General features: G+C 34.1%; 15 protein-coding genes and 2 pseudogenes. 13 read left to right on the forward strand and 4 right to left on the reverse strand.

Annotated features, from left to right (window positions below):
- Positions 1 to 414 precede the first annotated feature (414 nt).
- Together IGJ18_RS03140 and IGJ18_RS03145 are read left to right on the forward strand one after the other, a co-directional pair.
- Positions 415 to 636: a helix-turn-helix domain-containing protein gene (locus tag IGJ18_RS03140; protein WP_081001059.1), complete on the forward strand. Its 222-nt coding sequence runs from the start codon at positions 415 to 417 to the stop codon at positions 634 to 636.
- Positions 637 to 781: 145 nt separating this feature from the next.
- The gene (locus IGJ18_RS03145) at positions 782 to 1,912 is read left to right on the forward strand and encodes a hypothetical protein (RefSeq protein ID WP_438842879.1); all 1,131 of its coding nucleotides are present in this window, start codon (positions 782 to 784) and stop codon (positions 1,910 to 1,912) included.
- A gap of 764 nt (positions 1,913 to 2,676) precedes the next feature.
- Here the strand turns inward: IGJ18_RS03145 and IGJ18_RS03150 are convergent.
- A complete protein-coding gene (locus tag IGJ18_RS03150; RefSeq protein ID WP_438842880.1) occupies positions 2,677 to 3,444 on the reverse strand; it encodes a hypothetical protein in 768 nt (255 codons plus the stop codon).
- A gap of 731 nt (positions 3,445 to 4,175) precedes the next feature.
- Between IGJ18_RS03150 and IGJ18_RS03155 the strand changes: the two are divergent.
- Positions 4,176 to 4,382, forward strand: a pseudogene (locus tag IGJ18_RS03155) (RNHCP domain-containing protein); the annotation flags it as partial.
- Between the two features lie 342 nt (positions 4,383 to 4,724).
- Here IGJ18_RS03155 and IGJ18_RS03160 read toward each other — a convergent pair.
- Positions 4,725 to 5,414 (reverse strand): hypothetical protein, encoded by a 690-nt coding sequence (locus IGJ18_RS03160; RefSeq protein ID WP_228011830.1) that lies wholly within the window; start codon positions 5,412 to 5,414, stop codon positions 4,725 to 4,727.
- Between the two features lie 408 nt (positions 5,415 to 5,822).
- Positions 5,823 to 6,518 (reverse strand): hypothetical protein, encoded by a 696-nt coding sequence (locus IGJ18_RS03165; RefSeq protein WP_081127762.1) that lies wholly within the window; start codon positions 6,516 to 6,518, stop codon positions 5,823 to 5,825.
- Positions 6,519 to 7,040: 522 nt separating this feature from the next.
- Here IGJ18_RS03165 and arsC point away from each other — a divergent pair.
- The 10 genes and pseudogenes from arsC to IGJ18_RS03215 all read left to right on the forward strand — a co-directional run bounded on the left by arsC (position 7,041) and on the right by IGJ18_RS03215 (position 18,674).
- On the forward strand, positions 7,041 to 7,451 hold the full coding sequence (gene arsC / locus IGJ18_RS03170; protein WP_178306160.1) for an arsenate reductase (thioredoxin): 411 nt from the start codon (positions 7,041 to 7,043) through the stop codon (positions 7,449 to 7,451).
- A gap of 448 nt (positions 7,452 to 7,899) precedes the next feature.
- Positions 7,900 to 8,964, forward strand: coding sequence for a ComEC/Rec2 family competence protein (locus tag IGJ18_RS03175; protein ID WP_438842881.1), 1,065 nt, complete (start codon positions 7,900 to 7,902; stop codon positions 8,962 to 8,964).
- A gap of 20 nt (positions 8,965 to 8,984) precedes the next feature.
- Positions 8,985 to 10,256, forward strand: a complete 1,272-nt coding sequence (locus IGJ18_RS03180; RefSeq protein ID WP_438842882.1) for an ABC-three component system protein — start codon at positions 8,985 to 8,987, stop codon at positions 10,254 to 10,256.
- A 15-nt stretch (positions 10,257 to 10,271) separates the two neighbouring features.
- A complete protein-coding gene (locus tag IGJ18_RS03185; RefSeq protein WP_161637717.1) occupies positions 10,272 to 10,886 on the forward strand; it encodes an ABC-three component system middle component 1 in 615 nt (204 codons plus the stop codon).
- The gene (locus IGJ18_RS03190; protein ID WP_438842883.1) at positions 10,876 to 13,989 is read left to right on the forward strand and encodes an AAA family ATPase; all 3,114 of its coding nucleotides are present in this window, start codon (positions 10,876 to 10,878) and stop codon (positions 13,987 to 13,989) included. The genes IGJ18_RS03185 and IGJ18_RS03190 overlap by 11 nt, the downstream gene beginning before the upstream one ends.
- 300 nt (positions 13,990 to 14,289) lie before the next feature.
- Positions 14,290 to 14,523, forward strand: a pseudogene (locus IGJ18_RS03195) (transposase); the annotation flags it as partial.
- A 254-nt stretch (positions 14,524 to 14,777) separates the two neighbouring features.
- Positions 14,778 to 15,509, forward strand: coding sequence for a GntR family transcriptional regulator (locus IGJ18_RS03200; protein ID WP_010719963.1), 732 nt, complete (start codon positions 14,778 to 14,780; stop codon positions 15,507 to 15,509).
- 12 nt (positions 15,510 to 15,521) lie between these two features.
- The gene (agaS, locus tag IGJ18_RS03205; RefSeq protein ID WP_063626617.1) at positions 15,522 to 16,694 is read left to right on the forward strand and encodes an SIS domain-containing protein; all 1,173 of its coding nucleotides are present in this window, start codon (positions 15,522 to 15,524) and stop codon (positions 16,692 to 16,694) included.
- Between the two features lie 22 nt (positions 16,695 to 16,716).
- Positions 16,717 to 17,724: a tagatose-bisphosphate aldolase gene (gene lacD, locus IGJ18_RS03210; RefSeq protein WP_010719961.1), complete on the forward strand. Its 1,008-nt coding sequence runs from the start codon at positions 16,717 to 16,719 to the stop codon at positions 17,722 to 17,724.
- Between the two features lie 11 nt (positions 17,725 to 17,735).
- Positions 17,736 to 18,674, forward strand: coding sequence for a hexose kinase (locus IGJ18_RS03215; RefSeq protein WP_096708403.1), 939 nt, complete (start codon positions 17,736 to 17,738; stop codon positions 18,672 to 18,674).
- 10 nt (positions 18,675 to 18,684) lie between these two features.
- Here IGJ18_RS03215 and IGJ18_RS03220 read toward each other — a convergent pair whose 3' ends face one another.
- Complete coding sequence (locus tag IGJ18_RS03220) at positions 18,685 to 18,993, reverse strand: hypothetical protein (RefSeq protein ID WP_438842884.1); 309 nt, start codon at positions 18,991 to 18,993, stop codon at positions 18,685 to 18,687.
- Positions 18,994 to 19,470 lie beyond the last annotated feature (477 nt).

Genomic DNA, 19,470 nt, shown 5'->3' on the forward strand with positions numbered 1-19,470 from the left:
GCTCTTTGTCAATAAGGACTGATAAGTTGTGTAAAATCCAATTTGGGTCAGAGTGAAGCTCATTCTGTCTCTTTTTTTGTTATTTTACTTTCTCTATATTTTATCTACTAATCTCGCTATCTTTTTGATAGAATCATTCATATAGAATATGTTTTGTTCAGTTCCATCTGGAAGCGAAAAAAATGTATCGAATAATTCTTTTCTAATTTTGTTATATTAGTGTCAGTACTTATAGAGCTTGTACCAGAACTGGTACAACCACTTATAGTTTCCATGAGTAAGGCATATGTTAGAAAATTTCTTCAAAAAATTTCTCCTTAGAATTGAATATGGTCTAATAATAGTCGCGTTGTAGCATACCAAATCTTTAAGATTAATAAGGAAAAGGACTAATTGTAGTCCAAAAGGTGGGTTATTCTTGAAAGAGAAAAAGTAATTGGTAGCAATATTAGACGAATCCGAGTAGAAAAAGGAATTGGTCAAACCGAGCTGGTTAGAGACCTACAGCTCAGGAAAATCGCTATAACTAAGGAAACACTTGTTAAGATTAAAGGCGGTCGGCAACACATTAAGTTAGATCAATTGAGAGCTATTAGGGATATTCTACAGGTGTCTTATGAAGACTTGCTTCAATGACTACTTGTAGTTAACTGAATTAAATTATTTATGTTACACCCGTATGTGTCACAGAGAAATACTGATATAATAAGAAATAAGGTATGTAACAATAGAGTATACTCTATTGTGATATGATATTTTTTATAAATTTATGAGGTGAAGAATGGCTGATTTGTTTGGAAATAATTATTTCTTTCTGTATATATTTGCATGTATAACTATCTTCAATTATTCTTCTTTTAAAGAAAACCAAAAAATCATTATCCTATATCTTACAACTTTTGGAATGGGATTTTTGAAAATATTCGATATAGGCACTACAGTATTATTTTTGATAGTTAGTAGTTTTCTGTTTTTAGAAATCTTAACTCAAGATGATTTTAAAATGAAAATAATAACTAAAGTAAGGTATAAGTTGCTAGATTACCTATTTTTAATCATTTTTCAATATGGGGTTATCTATGTTATTCTGTCTATTTTACTAACTAGTTTTAAACTAAGTTATTATGTGTCCTCGATAAGTTACTATCCTTTTGAGAATGTAAAAATTTTCTTTCAATGTATCTCTATTTTATTATTTATAACTGGAATCGTAAAAATCACTTCTGAAAAGTTCAAAATAAAAAATATAAATGAACTTATTAGTGTATTTATGCTTTCTATTAATATGGTTCCATTTGATAAAATTGATCATGAGATATTTAATATGTTGATCGATATGGAGGATAAAACTTTCAGAATTCGAGCGAATACCTACAATTTTTTTTCACTTGAGTTTTTAGGATACAAATTAGGTCAGTTTAAGCAAATTAAGACGATAGCTCAAAAGTATCAAAAGACAATAGTTTATGTAAAAGCTACACGACATATTAGAGGATACTCTACTATAGAAATGCAGCTGATACGCTCTATTGGAATTATGTATGGTTATAACATAACTATTACTCGGAAAATATATGAGATGATTTATACTACTATTTTTCTGAAGAGTCTCAGAAATTATTATGTTAAAAATACTTATGCAAACCACACTAGATACAAAGATTTTTTAATATATACTTATCTAAGAAATGTCAATACAAAAATTGGGAATAAATATTATCCGAGAATTATAGATTTTATTGGTGATAATGAAGAAACTTGGTCAAAGGAAAAATGTTATATAGCTTTTTCAGGATTGCCACACAGGGCTATTAACTCAGAAAATATTCTCAGTATTCATCCAGATATTATAGAAAAGTATCAATTGAATAAAGAGAAGATATTGAAGTTGATGGGTGAAACGGAAATATGATTTTTTATAGAGTATGGGATTGGATAAGCTACTCCAAAATAGTCATACAATACCTTCTTGTATTTTTGTCAAAAAAAGGGTTACCGTTCCGGAGTTTTAAAATCTTATAAATTCCAAAAAGGTTTGAACAGATGCTTGATGCAGCTAACAGTAATTTTTTAAAGATCATTGCGGAGAAAAATTATGATAAATATTTAGAAAGAATAAACGTAAAAAATTTAATAACAGGATTTAGTATCTAAGTATTCTCCATAAATATCTATCAAAAGCACGCCACGCAACTTGAATACGTTTTTGAATACGATTAGAAGACCAATCAAGATGAATTATCATCAATAAAGTGATTATCTCTAGTCAAAAATCGTTGAAATACCAACTATCTTCAATTATCTTTAATGAACTTAACTTCATGGCTGAAACAGAATAACTTGAACCCTCAAATAACTTCTCTACCTGCTATTTTGGATACGCTATTGGATACGTTATCGATGATAGTATCTGCTGATATACACTATCGGTCTATAGTAATTTGTTAGATGAGATATCTCTATAAAACCTATTCTTTTCCTCTGATTTCCAAAAGAGTCAATGGAAGGGTCTGTGGGGTAAATGAACTGATTAAGCTAGGAATGCCTATTTAAAGGTGTTTCTGGCTTTTTTGTTTTGTGTGTTTTGAAAACCAGAACTGATAGCAAATGCTATCAGTCCTAGAAGTTATTAAAGAATGGACTCGCTTGCTTTTCTTTTCAAGATAAATAGATAATCTAATTAAAATTAGTTAATGTAGGGTACGTAGAATCAAGCTTATCTGAAGGAGGAATTACATTTACAAGTGTCAATTCTTCCTCTCTACTCGTATGGGTATTCCAAACTTTAGGAGCGTAATCAACAGAGGATGTGCTTTGTATATCGATTATACCTGAAAAAATGTCTTCTACACTTGGTAAATAATAGACATATACACTGGGTAAAGTACTATATTTTACTGCAATTAAGTGTCCTCTTGTATCAAGTTCTCTATTCCAATTTTCAGAATCACCAGATGAAAGGGTAAAGTAGTCTGCATCCCTATTATCAGCCCATCTACTTATTGATGCCTTAAACGAATTACTTGTCAAATTCTTTATTGTTAACTCGTATTTTTTTCCAGTTGTAAAGTGGTTTTCAGTTTTCAAACTAGGCATCTTATAATTATCATATGATGGATGATCAAAATAAAGATCACCATTCCGATAAATGTAGTTAGCATTGGTAAATGCATAATACATTTCAAGTTTATTTTCATCCCTAATAGCTAACCAATAACCTCTTGAGTCACTCCTTTTCCAGTGCTCTACATTGCCTTTCTTTATTTCATACCAAATACTAGAACCCTCTCCGTCGTATTCATTAATTGAAAATTCCACTTTATGTGTAGAGTTAGTGCTATCATTTTTGATGGTTATATCTGCGTGTGTTTTGGTCGGTATTAAAAGTAAAAGGAAAGTGATAATCCCTACGTAAATACTAACCAAGGATAATTTTTTTCTCATACTCTTTCTCCTTAAAAAAATATAGCAAGCGCTTACTAAAGATAGTTTAACACACTAGTTATTTCTTAAATTTTTTACTTTTAAATGCAATTTCAATAAACTTTGTATTGTTTAATCTAAAAGAGTAAAGAGAGATTTTTTTACCGATATATATTGAAATGTTTACTTATATCGATTATTTTAATGTTTTTTTATAAAGGCGATAGCTAGAGGAGATATCCCTGAAAAGAGAAGCTGATTGTCTTAAGTAATTTAGTCGATTTGATTTTTATGGTTAACAAAATGCTACACATTAAAAAAATTCAGGTACTGAATCTTTTTCAAAATTTGTATCCTTTTCGGTGAAGAGACTTCATTGGAAATTGGCGAATATTTACAGAATTACAACTAAATAGGTATAATATAATATGTGAATGATGGAATATAAAAAAATAGCAAGGAGGGAAATATGGTCTTTCATATGCATACACCCATTGCTTTCTAGGGGACGACGCCAATGGCAGTGACTTTGATATACACTTACTGCTGGGTTGTGGAGTAAGTCTGCAACACAGTGCATAGGACAAAAATGAAAACCTATGAGAGGTTCGGATTAGATTAGTATCTATGAAGTTGGAAGCAGAAGTAATCGCGATAGCGGTGAATTTGTCACTATTCAAAGAAGCCTGCAGATAAGAACGAACGGAACCCTTTTCTCCAAAAATAATTTTATTATTATTGGAGGAAAGTAAATGTGTGTAGAAGAAAATAGTGGGTTTATTTGTGTGAATTGCAACAAAAAAATACAAAAGTTAACAAATGGGTCATACCGTAATCATTGCCCGTATTGTTTATATTCGTTACATGTTGATTATGTTCCGGGGGACAGAAAGAGTTTATGTAAAGGACTCATGAGGCCAGTCTCGTATAGATATAACTCTAAAAAGGGTTATCAAATCATGCACAAATGTGAACAATGCGGAAAAGAGCAGTGGAATATTGTGGCAGAAAATACCGTCCAAGAAGATGAGTTTATTCACTGGTTAACGTTTCATGGATCGATCCATAGATAAATTGATCTTTGTTTTTATTGATGAGCTTTGTTTACTAATAAGGTTTATTTTTCTGAGTGATCTGTGTAGTATGATTGAGGAAATTTAAATTGAGTGGGTCAATTAATTGGCTGTCTAACTATTTTGAACCATCGAAAAGGATCGTTTCAGTGAATATTCACAAATGATTTAGAAATAAAAAAGAGAGTACTTAAATCAGTACTCTCTTTTGGTTTATTTGCTTATAAATTAATATTTAATAACATTTACAAGTTTTAATGGAGTTCTTTCATCCCAATCAAGGATTGCTTGGTTTTTAATAGTTAAATAATTTCCACCGATATATTCAATGCTAGGTAAATAATATATGTATTCATTCATTTCACTTTTGGCTTTCATTGAAACTAAAAAGCCTCTTGGATCATTGTTTCTGCTCCAGCTCTCTACAGCTGGACGAGCAAGTTCAAAGTAATCTGCATATCCACCAGTTTTCCATTTGCTTAATGCAACCTGAACAGTTCCATCAGAGAGATTGACCATATTTACAATTTTAGTTCCTTTTGTATCAGAGTAGACTACTTTTTTCAGTGGTGTGATTTCAGTTGAGCTGTTTCGTTGATAAAGGCTACCATCTTTATAAGAGTAAGAAGCACTTGTTGGCGTATAATAGGTTCTAAGCATTCCGTTATGGACAATCGCCAAGATAAATCCACTACGAGAAAGTCTACTCCAAGAGTCTGATTGACCAGGTGTGATATTGAAGTAGTCGGTGTTACCCTTTCCTGTAGAATTTGCACTAACTGAAACCTGAATACTTGAAAAGTCCGTACAATCGTTTGTTACAGTGATGTCAGCATGTGCTGCTTTGGTCGGGATTAAAAAGATGGCTAAAGCGACCATTCCTATTAATAAACTGACCAGTGATGATTTTTTTTTCATGATATTCCTCCTGTTAATATAATATAGTCGTAAACGTTTTCGCTTACAATTTAAGTCTAAAGGATGCAGACTATTTTTCAATGATTCTAATTTACTATTTTATTCATTTTTTTTATTTTAGAGTCAAGTATAGTGGAATTTTCTTTGGGATATCGATCAGTTCTTGAATATCGGAGGAGCTGGCTGAAATTTAGCAAGAGGTTGGAAAAAGTACTGTAAGATGAGTGAATAAGCGGATAGCCTTTATAAACGTTTTTTATACTTTATACGACGGTATTTCTATTGTGTGAAGATTAACTTCAAAAACGCTGGTTATTTATTTTTGTACTTAATGAAAAAGCCTAGGGCATCTTTTCTCCCTAGGCTCATCATTAGTTATTATTTGATCGCTTTAATGGTTCTTCATGCTTAGTAGTCAATCACATTAACTACTTTTAATTTCTGTGTTTCATCCCAATCATAGATAGCATCTTTTCTGATTGTCAGAAAATTTTTGTAGCCTAGGTATTGTATGCTAGGTAAATAATATATGTATTCTTTTGAGAATCCGCTATTATATAGGACTGAAACTAAAAAGCCTCTTGGATCATCATTTCTGCTCCAAGTTTCACTATCAAGGTGGTTTAGCGTAAAGTAGTCTGTCGATCCGCCACTTTTCCATTTACTTAACGATACTGTTGTAAGACTTGTGGAAAGATTAATCATGTTAACGTTCATGCTTCGCGTAACAAGCGAATTTGTTTCAACTTTTAACGGAGTGATTTCTGTTGTACTACCTTGGGAATAAAGTTTTCCATCTTTAAAAGAGTAGGCGGCGTTAGTTGGAGTATAGTAGGTCCTAAGTTGTTCTAAATAAACAATGGCTAAAATATGGCCTCTAGGATCATTTCTGCGCCAAGATTCTGTTTGTCCAACTGTTACTTTGTAGTAGTCTGACGAGACATCTTTTCCATTATCTGCGTTAATGGAAGCTGTAAATGAATGTGACGGATCTGTACAATCGTTTGTTACAGTGACATCAGCATGTGTTTTGGTTAGTGGTAAGAAAAACACTAAAGCAATGAAACCAAACAATAGGCTGACTAATGGTAATTTTTTTTTCATGGTATTCCTCCCTTTAATATAATTTATGTAAACGATCTTCGCTTACAATTTAAGTTTAAAGGAACAAGTTTAGGTTTCAATGTGTTCAATCAATCAATTTATTTCATTTTTTTAGTATAAAACCAAATGTAGTGAAATTATGGGTGGGGTGCTAATAGCTACGGTTATTCTAGCTTCTTTCAATAGAATAAGGTTCGTCAAACTGCCGTTTAAAATAAAGCGTTCATTTAGCATTCGTTAGTAAAAAATCCTTTTAGGAAGCGATTCATGACATCGAATATGATGAATTTTCTTCCATTTTAGGCGATCCATGGATAATGGCATTTATTAATTGTCAGGTAAAAAGAAGATCAGAACTGATGGCCAAAACATACCAAACTGATAATTGATGACGTAACTTTTCAATCATTTCACTCTTTTTTGATGCTTTCCTACAAAAATTCCTGTATGCTTGCTTTTAGTTAGAGAATAAAATAATGACCGAGCTATATTGAATGCTCATATCCAGGAGGAGAAATAAGAATGAAAAAAATTTATTTTTTATGTACGGGAAATTCTTGTCGTAGCCAAATGGCGGAAGGATATGCACGTCGATTATTATCTGCCTTGGATGTGGAAATTAAAAGCGCAGGCATTGAAACTCATGGACTGAATCCACGAGCGGTTCAGGTTATGGCTGAGGATGGAATTGATATTTCAAACCAAACGTCTGATTTGATCGATCAGGATTATTTTACACAAGCAGACTTGATTATTACGCTTTGTGGAGATGCAAAAGATAAATGTCCGACGATTCCTGTAGGTGTTCAGCACATTCATTGGGATTTAACAGATCCCGCACAAGCAGTTGGAACCGAAGCAGAAATAGCATCAGCTTTTAGAAAAACAAGAGATAGAATTAAAGCAATGGTAATTGAACTCAAGAACCAGTGAGAGTCAGTATTTTTTGGGAATTGAGTGATCATTTGAGCTTCATTTGTTTGTATAGTGCTAAATTTTAACAATCAAGAATTGAAGTCAGCAAGCCTTAAAATGGTCTTGCTGGCTTTTTTTGCTTGCGATATTTTTTGGTCGCCTTCTCAATTATTTGGAGAGTTATGAATCAAGCAATTATTTCTGGTTATGAGAATGATTGGCGTTTAAAAATCAAAATTTATTTACAATAACAATGTTATGGGGAGTAAGATAAGAAAGAAGAGAGCGTATTTCGCGCAATTAACTAATGGACTGAAAGCTCTTCTTGTCAGTTAAATTCTAGCGCCAATAACAAATGAATAGAAGTTTATTGTGTGTGATTTTGATTAGTAAAGAATAACAAGATCAGCGAAAAGAAAGCAGAAGAAGGAGGAGATTGCAAGGACAGGACTGCAATGAAAGAGAAATGATTACAGTGAAAGCTTTACCTGCTTATGATGGCGATTGTTTGATCGTTCAGTATGGAGAAGAAGATCAACGGACGAATCTGTTTGTCGATGGAGGTCAAGGACAACAAGTTGTTAGGCAGTTGAAAGAGGAAATTGCAACAATTAGCCAGAAAGGCGAGTGCATTGACTTACTGATTTTGACACATATTGATGCCGATCATATTCGGGGATTTTTGAGTTTGTTTTCTCAGTCGAGTTTTGACAAGTCATGTATTAAACGAGTGTTTTTTAATTCTAGAAAGCTGTTATCGCAAAAGTTTGATACAAAGGTTGTTTATGATGATCAACTGGAGATCGTTCAAGAAAAGGCAGAGATTAGTTTTAAACAAGGGGAGTCTTTCGATCGGTATTTGGAGGATTTGAAGATTGAAAAGATGACAGTTATTGACAATTCTTGTCAGCCCAAATTACTCAATGGAGCAAAAATGACGATTTTGACACCTGATGAAGCAAGTCTAAGGAAATTATATACAGATTGGGAAAAGGCAATTCAAAAAGAAACCAGGGATCAACTGATCAGCGGTCGAAATGTCAATCATCAGGGAAGCGTAGAAGAACTGATCAAAAGAGCTTTCCAAGAAGATCGCGCTGTCGCAAATGGGAGCAGTATTAGCTTTATATTGGAGTATGAAGGCAAACGACTGTTGATGTTAGCAGATGCTCATCCAAGTACTGTCACTGCGAAGTTAAAAGAACTATATGGGGAAAAAGAGCTGCATTTTGACTTGGTAAAAGTGGCTCATCATGGGAGTAAAGCGAATACTAGTGACGATTTATTAAAACAGATTGAGTGTGAAAATTATTTGATTAGTTCAAATAAGGGGAATCGTCATGGTTTTCCGCACAAAGAAGCCTTATCAAGGATTGTTTACCACAACTACACAAAAAAACGACCAACGAATTTTTATTTTAATTATTCCGATGCGAGTGAGGGGTTATTTACAAATGAAGAAATAAAAAAATACGGGATTCAATTGATCAAGAAAAAAATGAATGAGAGGGTACTAACGATTGACATATGAATGATTTTGAAGAGTTATCAGTGAATATTAGAGGAACCAGTACTTATGGTTCAGGTTTGTTGTATCAGCAGGATTGTGAAACGGGTTATGTGATCACCGCCAAACATTGTGTGGTTGGGGAAACAATTAATGACTTCAAACTATTTGATTATACCCAATCTGAACTAGAAATCTTAGAACCACCAAGATGCTCAGATAGTCTAGATTTATCGATTATCAAAGTGAAGGTAAAAAAAGGTTATCCTGAACTGCTTATAATGGAACCAGAAAATAAGCAAGAAATCGTATTTTATGGTTATCCAGAGTGTATGAAAGAAGACGGTGGAACTCCTTATCGAGGAAAGGCAACTCAAATCAGTAAGCCAGATATTTTTAAATTGGTACTGGACAATGAAATAGGATCGTCTAACAACACGGAGTATGAGAACATACGAGGTTGCTCAGGATCAGGAGTGTACGTCGAAAGAGAAGGGAAGTGTTATTTGACTGGGATTATTACGAAACTTCAGTCAGCGGGGCAACAAGGAATTGTTGAAGGGATTCATATCGCACATATTGTTGCTTTCTTTTTAGAAGAGTTTGATATCATGCTGGTACCTCGTTGCTTGAATGATTTTAGTGAATATTTGGCATCTATCATAAATGAATTACGAGAAGTAGGTGGACAAGAAAATAAGCTGATTTTTCTGATTGAAAAATGTTATCGTGAATGTTTTTCCGACATAACGCCTAAATTGATCCATAATCGGTTAAGTGATTACCTGTTTCTTCCTTCTCAGAAAAATGAGGATTATACCAATAAATTCTTGTGGATCGCTTGGCTGGAGATCTTGCTTTACAAGTTATTACAAACAAATATTGCTTTTGAGATCGATGATTGTTTCAAATTACTCACTCAGGAAAAGGAAAGAGCTGGTATCCATGTATTATTTACAAATCATCTAACACTTGACCGTTTCATTGGGAGTTTATTTAGAAGTACACTTTATGACAAGCTAGATAAACAAGATGTTTTGTTTGTAACTAATCAAAGGAGAAAATTTCGGGGTGGGAGTATTGCCAAGCGAGAACAAATTGAGGGAATCGTCGTGAACATCGATCATCCAGAAGTTTCTGATCGGTTAACGATTGATAATCCCAATGAAAAAAAATTATTTCCTATTGTTCATATCGATTATATCGAAAATGAAATTGATCAGATTTTACACGACACAAAAGGGTTAACAGCCGTTGAGTTTTCTCAGAGGTTTCCAGAGGAGTTAACTCGTTTGTTTGAAGAAATTGCAAACTAATGGAGGTAGATAACAATGGTAGAGATATTAAAAGAAATCACTACGTATGAAATAATAGAAAAAACGACGGGATTGACCTGTTACACGTACCAACAAGCAAACAAAAAGTATCGACTCCATTTTTTTTGTTATGTATTTGATAATCAAGATGAGTTATTAGCCAACTATGAAGAAATCAACGATCAGATTGCCTACAGTTTTCAAAGTCAATTAAAAAGGAAGATTGAACGATGGAATATTTATTTTTTTCTTTTTGTCAAAGCCAAAGTAGCGAAGCCAATCAAAGCCAGTATTGAACAAGACAAGTATGCAACCAGAAAGGTGATCGTGGATAATTTTCGAGAATTTGCTACTAATGATGCGCAAAAAGAAGCACAAAAAGAAGCACAAAAAGAAGCACAAAAAGAAGCACAAAAAAATAAAATTCAAGAAAGATTATTATTGAATCTGGAACAGACAAAACCAGTAAAGAAACTGGCTAAGGATGAGCGGCAAAATGATGAGAAAATCATCCATTTGTTAGCAGAATTAAAAACGATGGCTAAAAAAGAGAAAAAAGCACGAATACAAGAGTATATAAAACATGAGCTGTCAAATCTTAACGTAAAGGAAGGAACCGATGAGTCTTAAATTGAAAGGGATAAAAATTGATTCGTTTCGAGCATTTGAAAGGCAAAAATATTTTGATTGTGTGAATCCTGTTTTTAATGAAATATCAAATTTGATTGTTTTGTATGCGCCAAATGGAACCGGAAAAACCTCTTTTTTTGATGCCATCGAATGGAGCTTGACTGGCGAAATCAGTCGACTGAATGAAAATAAAAATGTCCGTGATATCGCTTCCCAAGAGCGAAAGTATATTTTAAAGAACAAATATTCCTCAGCCGAAGTGGGCAGTGTGGAACTAGCATTTGATGATGGCAGTTTTTATGCATTAACAACGAAAAAGTTAAATGGAAAGCAAACGACGGATTACGTTGAAGGGAATGAGATCAAAAAAACGGTTGATTTAACAGCGAAAGAATTAAAGATTTTACGACAAAAAAATTTATTGACACACAATCAAATCGATGCTTTTTTGCGATCACAGAGTGCCGAAGGAAGATATGATGCTTTAAGTAATTTTTGGGACAAAGAAAATGTATCTGAGGATTATAAAAATCTAGTCTTATTCGTCAATGAAATGAATAAAGCATTAGGACAACAAGAAACTAAAATGAATCAGCTAACAAAAGAGATTGAGAAACTCGAAAGTAATGCAAAAATATGGCAAACAATCAACCAGCTAAAAGAAAATTATGCCAAGTTAAACGGAAAGAATAGTAAAAAAGATCCATTGTTAAAGAATCAATTAGGTTTACAAGAATTGTATATCGAATCGAACAAATTAAAAAGCAATAATCAAATAAAATTGAACCAGTTTGAAGAGGAGCGACAACAGCTAGAAAATTTAATCACAATGACCCAAGAGTATCGACAAATACCGCAGCAGATCGAATGGTCTGAAAAGCAGATTGCTGATGTCAACGAAAAGTTAGCCCATTTGACAGAAATTGAGACAATCGAAGAAAAAAAGAAAGCACTGTTTGACGAAAAAATAGACTTGAGCAACCATCTCAAGCGTTGTAACTTTCTTATCAATCATGAAGCAGATTTTCAGGCACAAGAAATGGCTGAACAAAACAGTAATAGAGAAATCAATGAATGGATCAATCAACGAAAAAAATGTGAACAAGCATTGATTACTTTACAAAAGGAGCATCAAGAGCAAGAAGTAACATTAAGTGAGTGTCAAAATAAACGAGCGTTGCGGACGAATCAATTAACAGAAATCAAAGAATTAAACAGTTATTCCGATGTTAAAGCGAAAAGACAATTACTTGATCATGAAATCAAACAACAGAAAAAGAAAAAAATAGAGTTGGAAGCCAAGTTAGGTAAGATAAAGCTAACGTTGACAAAATTGTTTTCATTACTAAACTTAGACGATCATCAGTTAAGCCAAAAAGACTATTCAAAAGAACCTGATTATTCATTTTTGTTGGAACAGATAAGCCAACTTGATGACATTTGGCAAGAAAGAAAAAAATTGGAAGTTGATTTAGCACAAAAGAAGAAGGAACGCTCCTCTTTAGAAGTTCTGGGCAGTCAGTTAGAACAGTTGAAAAAATTAGGTTATTCTATCGTAACGGATACGTCTTCGTCTGTCTGTCCATTATGTCTCCATGATCATCAAGAATTTCAACATATCATCCAAAAAATTGAAGCTAGTACGGCAGATCTTTTACCGATTGAGCAACTGACGAAGGAAATCAGCCACTTAGAAGGAATGATCGATGAATCAACTAGGCGGTTAACTGATGTAGTTTCTGGAGTAAAACAACAGATTCAGATACAAATAACGATTAAGGAAACTGAAATCAACCAACTTGACCAAAATCTGTTACAAGTAACCTTAAAATTAAAACAACAAGAAGAAGCGTATTTAACCAATGAGAAACACTGGTACAAGTTAAATGAATACAGCCAAAAATATGGGATTGACTGTGAAAAAATTGCTGAAGAAACCCAGAAAAGAGTAAAGTCACTACAGGAGGAATTGGTAAAATTAACGAATGAGTACCAAAATATCAAAGAAAAAATCAATCAAAATGAACAGCTGAATGTCAAGAATACTCATACGCTCAAAACGATCGAATTACATTATCAACAAGCGAAAAAAAGCTTAAATGATTTAAAAGGAAACGAACAGTATCAATATTATCAGCAAGAACAGGCGTTTTATGAAGCGCTTGGTATTTCTGCTATCTCTGATTTTAAAAGGCAATGTAAACGCGAGTTAGAAAAAATCAATGAACAAGAAACCAAGCTTATTGCTGAAAAAGAACAACGACTAGAACAAGTAAATGGGAAAAGTAAAACAGAATTAGTAGAAGAACAACGAATCCAAGCAGAGCAGATTCGGCAGCTCGTTGTACGGAGGAAATATATCGAAAAGATATCTTATCAACTGTTTGACCAAGTAATCATTGCACCAGAAGAATTGGAAAAAAATAAGCAAAAGTTGACTACAGCTATTTACAAATTAAATGAAAAAAATCAACTGTTGGGTCAACTATCTGGGCTTACCAGTGATTTTATCTCTGAAACAGGTATCGAAGAGAAAAGAAGCGAACAAGCAAAAGTAAAAAAAATCTATGACCACTTAAGTAGCAAAGTACAAGAACTAAAAGAATTAAAAGACAGTAAATTAACCGAGATCAAAAAGCAAATCAAAAGTACATTTAACTTAGATACCGTCAATCAGATTTTTCAAATGATCGAACCTCACCCTGATTTTCGTAAGATTAGTTTTAAAATCAATGAAGCAAATCCCGATAAATTAGGATTGGATATTATGTGCAAACGAACAGAGGATGAAGAGGATGCCCCGATTTTATATCTAAGTTCTGCCCAAGTAAATATATTGTCTTTAAGTATTTTTCTAGGAACCGCTCTAGAGAATACAGACAAAGTGAATACGATTTTCATGGATGATCCAATCCAACATTTAGATAGTCTTAATGAATTATCCTTTATTGATCTATTAAGAATCCTTGCATTTAAGCTAGGAACACAGATCATCTTTTCCACCCATAACCGCCAGTTTTTTGACTTATGTCAGAGAAAATTAGATGCCAATTACCATAATGCCAGTTTTATCGAAATGAATTATACAGAGAATCAGTTGTAACAAATTTAGTTAGTCAGAAAAAGTGAATAAGGGAGCTCTTTGATGAGAGCTGAGGTTAGCTGAAAGATTCAGAGTATAAAACAAAAATTGCCTACAGAAGTTAAAAAAGAGACGGATAGAGAATCAATCCCAACGAATAAGGGATTGATTCTTTTTTTCTAGATTAAATACAGATAGGAAGAATATATAGATTGGATGGAGAGTTGTACTACCTATACGAAAGCAGAAGCTTTTTTAGGCTCTACATTTTTTGATATTGGCGAAATTCGCCAATATTTTTTTATGATTTAAACGGTATAGAAAAGACATCATTCACTATTTGGGGGCTATTTAACCAGAGAAATCGAAACCTATACGACAACTTTGCGAACATTTAGAAAGTTTCTGACACAGATCCGAAATGCCTTCTGCTACAATTACTCAAATGGACCACTAGGATGTTTAAACAAGCCTATCAAAGTATTTAAACGAAATTTTTATCATTTCAAACGGCGAATCTTGATTCGTCACGGTAAAACTTTTTTAAGCAAATAAACATACTAAGATTAGTAGGTTTTTATTTCCTATTTTTTTCAACTGGTATCAGATTTCAGCACTTATGACTGTTATTTTCGCTAGGAACAATTTCTTAAAAATGGATAGTTTTATTATTTCAATAAAATAATCATTGCTAAATCAACGATTTAAGACGGTTGTAGAATTTTTTCCAGATTGTTTGTTGACAAAAATAAAAAAACCATCTTACCATTAGTTTGTGGTTATAACCAGTTTAAAAGAAGGAGAAACCTATGGGAAATTCTTTTAAAAACAAAGCTTTGTATCATCAGTTGGTAGATTTACTTAAAAATCAGATGGAAAGTAACATGATACCCCATGATAAATTACCCTCTGAACGAGAATTAACTGCTCAATACGGAGTTAGTCGGACAACGGTTCGATTAGCTTTGAAAGAGTTGGAAAATACAGGTTATATTTATCGGAGACATGGAAAAGGAACATTTGTATCCGATATCAAAAAGAACGTAGCAGATTTAGCAGGAACCTATAGCTTTACTGAACAAATGAAAAGTTTAGGTAGAACTGCTGAGACGCGGATCTTAGCTTTTGAAAAAATTGAAGCGGACAAATTTATTGCAAAACAATTGAATCTTTCATTAGGAGAAGTAGTCTTCAAATTAAGTCGATTGCGGATAGCTGATCGGGAACCGCTTATGATCGAAGATACCTATTTGCCAGTCAAATTTTTCTTATCATTAAATGATCAGCTTTTAAGAAGCAAACCTCTATATGATCTTTTTTCCGAGGATTTTAATCAGACCGTTCGATTGGCAGATGAAGAGCTATATGCAAGTGTTGCCTCAAAGGAAGATGCGAAACAGCTGATAATCTCAGAAGGAGCACCTGTCCTTCATTTAGCACGTCAAACCTATAATATGAAAAATGAAATTATCGAATTTACTTTAAGTGTCGCCCGTGCGGATCAATTTCATTATCAGATCCGCCATATTCGAAATAGTTAGGAGAATCGAAACATGTTTACAGTAGGAAAAGAAAAACTGGATCAGCTGGGTGCTGAGATCACGACTCGCGAAATACGCCAACAGCCGGAACTTTGGGAAGAAACCCTTGATCACTATCAAACAGTTCAAAAGGAATTAGATAATTTTCTTGCAATAGTTAAAGAAAAGGCAAATGGTCAGCGAACACGTGTAATCTTCACTGGTGCAGGAACATCTCAATATGTAGGAGACACATTAGTTCCTTATTTGCGCAAGAACGGTGATCGCCAAGCATTTAGCTTTGAAAGTATTGGAACGACTGATATTGTCGCAGAACCTGAAGAGTATTTAATTAAAGAAGAACCAACTTTACTTGTATCATTTGCGAGGAGTGGAAACAGTCCTGAAAGCTTGGCAGCAGTTGAAATTGCAAATCAGGTGGTTGATACGATCTATCATTTATCAATTACGTGTGCTGTAGAAGGAAAACTAGCTCAAATTAGTCAATCCGATTCCAATAGTTTTTTATTCTTGATGCCAGCACGTTCGAATGATAGTGGCTTTGCTATGACTGGTAGCTTTTCCTGCATGACTTTAGGAGCTTTGTTGACATTCGATCAAACAGTATTAGTGAAAAAACAACAATACCTGAAGGTTTTAAGTAATTTAGGAAATGAAGTAATTACCCGAGTAAATGAAATTGAAAAAATCGTTCAGCTTGATTTTGAACGCATTGTTTATGTTGGTTCAGGAAGTCTAGCTGGATTAACAAGGGAAGCGCAATTGAAGATTCTGGAATTGACAGCCGGTAAAATTGCTACCATCTTTGATTCATCAATGGGCTTTCGCCATGGTCCAAAGTCGTTTATTAATCAAAAAACAATCATGTTCGGTTTTGTTAATAATAATCCTTATACGCGTGATTACGACTTGGATGTCTTAGAAGAAGTGCGTGGAGATGAAATCGCTTCCGGAGTGTTCGCCATTACTCAACCAGGGCAACGGAATTTCACTGGCGATAAATTCGAGTTTACAACTGAGGCCGAATTACTGCCAGATGGCTATTTAGCACTAAGCTATATCATGGTTGCCCAAATAGTCGCTTTGTTATCATCGATTAAAGTGAATAATAAACCAGATACACCGTCACCAACAGGAACAGTTAACCGAGTTGTAAAAGGTGTAACGATTCACAAATATAAGTAAAAATAAACTGGGAGGAAGAACCATGATTACATTAACCAGAGGAAAAAAAGCAGCAATGGATCGTTTATCGACAAAAGATGGTATTATCAGTGCCTTAGCGATTGATCAACGCGGAGCATTAAAAAAAATGATCAAAGCCTTAAATGTAGAATTAAATGATGAACAGATTGAGCGTTTCAAGGAGTTAGTTTCTAGTGAATTAACCCCTTATGCATCTTCTATTTTATTGGACCCAGAATATGGTCTTCCTGCTGCAAGTGCACGACATGAAGATGCTGGTTTGTTGTTGGCCTATGAAAAAACCGGCTATGATGTAACAACACCGGGACGCTTGCCTGATTTATTAGCAGATTGGTCAGTTTTACGATTAAAAGAGCAAGGAGCCGATTCGATTAAGTTTCTACTTTATTATGACGTAGATGAAGATCCGGAAATCAATCATCAGAAGCATGTCTTCGTAGAACGTTTAGGTAGCGAGTGTGCCGAAGAAGATTTGCCATTCTATTTAGAATTGCTATCATATGATACCCAAATTTCAGATGTTCATTCACTTGAATATGCCAAAGTAAAACCGCATAAAGTCAATAGCATGATGAAGGAATTTTCGAAACCACAGTACAAAGTAGATGTTTTAAAGGTAGAAGTTCCTGTCAATATGAATTTTGTAGAGGGTTTCAGTACAGATGAAGTAGCGTATACCAAAGAGGAGGCGGCAAAGTACTTCTTGGAACAAAGTCAAGCGACAGATTTGCCTTTTATTTTCTTGAGTGCCGGTGTTTCTACGAAGCTATTCCAACAAACATTGTTTTTTGCTAAAGATTCAGGTTCGACCTTTAATGGTGTGCTTTGTGGTAGAGCTACTTGGAAAAATGGTGTGAAGCCGTTTATCAAATCTGGTGAGGAATCTGCTCGTGCCTGGCTGAAAAGTGAAGGTCGTGAAAATATCGAAAGCTTGAACAACGTTTTGGCACAAACAGCCAGTTCTTGGTATGACAAAGTCCAAGTTGAAAAAGAAGCAGCTGTGAACTAGGAGGAGAGCTCGTGATAGTAACTGTAACGATGAACCCGTCAATTGATATTTCCTATCCGCTTGCTTCCTTGAATGTGGATACTGTCAATCGAACAGATCAAGTTAGTAAAACAGCAGGTGGAAAAGGACTTAATGTAACCCGAGTAATCCATGATCTAAAGGGGGATGTACTCGCTACAGGAGTTCTCGGTGGGTTTCATGGGGCGTTTATTGCAGATGAATTAAAGCATGCCGGTATTAAGCAGAAATTTACAGAGATCAAAGAAGAAAGCCGAGATTCAATCGCTATTTTGCATGAAGGAAATCAAACTGAGATTTTGGAAGCGGGACCAACAGTTTCCTATGAAGAACAGCAGAATTTCCTAGAAAACTTCAAGGAGCTAATAAAAAAAGCAAAGATTGTCACAATCTCAGGTAGTCTTGCAAAAGGATTGCCATCAAATTTTTACCAAACGTTGGTCCAATTGACAGAAGAGCAGTCTGCAAAGGTTCTTGTCGACACCTCTGGGGAAAGCTTGCATCAGGTTTTAGCTGGCAAACAGAAGCCATTTTTAATCAAACCAAACCTTGAGGAATTATCGACACTACTGAGACATTCATTTTCGATTGATCGATTAGAAGAAGTCCAGGAAGAATTGATTCAACCTATCTTCGCAGGTATTGAATGGATCATTGTTTCTCTAGGAAAAGCTGGAGCTCTCGCAAAACATAAAGATTGTTTTTATCGAGTTACGCTCCCTACGATAAAAGCAGTCAACCCAGTTGGTTCAGGAGATGCTACAGTCGCTGGATTTGCCTACGGCCTATCACAAGAAATGGATGAAATAGAACTTTTGAAGTTTTGTATGGCTACTGGTATGGCTAATGCACAAGAAGGACAAACAGGTCATGTTTCACTGATGAATATTCAATCGCATATTGAAAAAATAACTGTAAAAAAGATTGAGTGAGAAAATCGATCTAGATAAAATCAATGGTTTTTTGAGACCAACTCAATTTGGTAGAAGTTCCATTTTTGTAGGATTCAGCGTACTCCAGTAGTTGTTGTGAATCTCTAAGTTTCGTCACTCGGACTTGCAGAACGGTCGTTTCATCGGTAAGAATCTTTAATAATTTCGCAACATTTAAAGGAGTTGGAAATATAATTTTATTTGTTTCCGTAAAATCTTCCTCATTCATGTGGATATTGTAGTCTTGTTTAAAGCGCTGACAGCTGGAATTGTAATAACACAATTCTTGAGAATTAGGATCCACATATTGTTCGGGCAAATAAGTTTGCTGATAGATATATGCAGTTTTTTAGTTTTTCGTAAATGTCTGATGCAATCATAAAATGCTAAGGCTGGCAGTTCAAGCTTGTTTAAATAGTGTGGATCATTCCCTCGAGCGATTGATAAAACTTGGACTTGATCATTACTGATAGTGAATAATTCAATGTCAGAAAACTAGACCAGTTTTTCTTTACGTGAAACAAATGAGTCACGACCTTGATGACGAATTATGAATCCATCCTTTATTCATTCAGGGAGCGAATGACTGTAATAGAGCTTACGTTAAAAATTTATATTAATTCTGCTTCTGTATAAAGTTTATTGCCATTTTGGGATGTCTAAATTAACCCTTCAAACAACATCAAAGAATTAAACTTTTCGTTAGAGTCTTTGGTTTTGTATGTATAATTTGATTTTAACACGTTCTGTTATGTTGGATAGGGTTGACTTTCTATTTCAAATTATTTGATATATC

It is taken from the genome of Enterococcus sp. AZ078, from assembly GCF_051714985.1.
Taxonomy (GTDB): Bacteria; Bacillota; Bacilli; order Lactobacillales; family Enterococcaceae; genus Enterococcus_B; species Enterococcus_B hirae.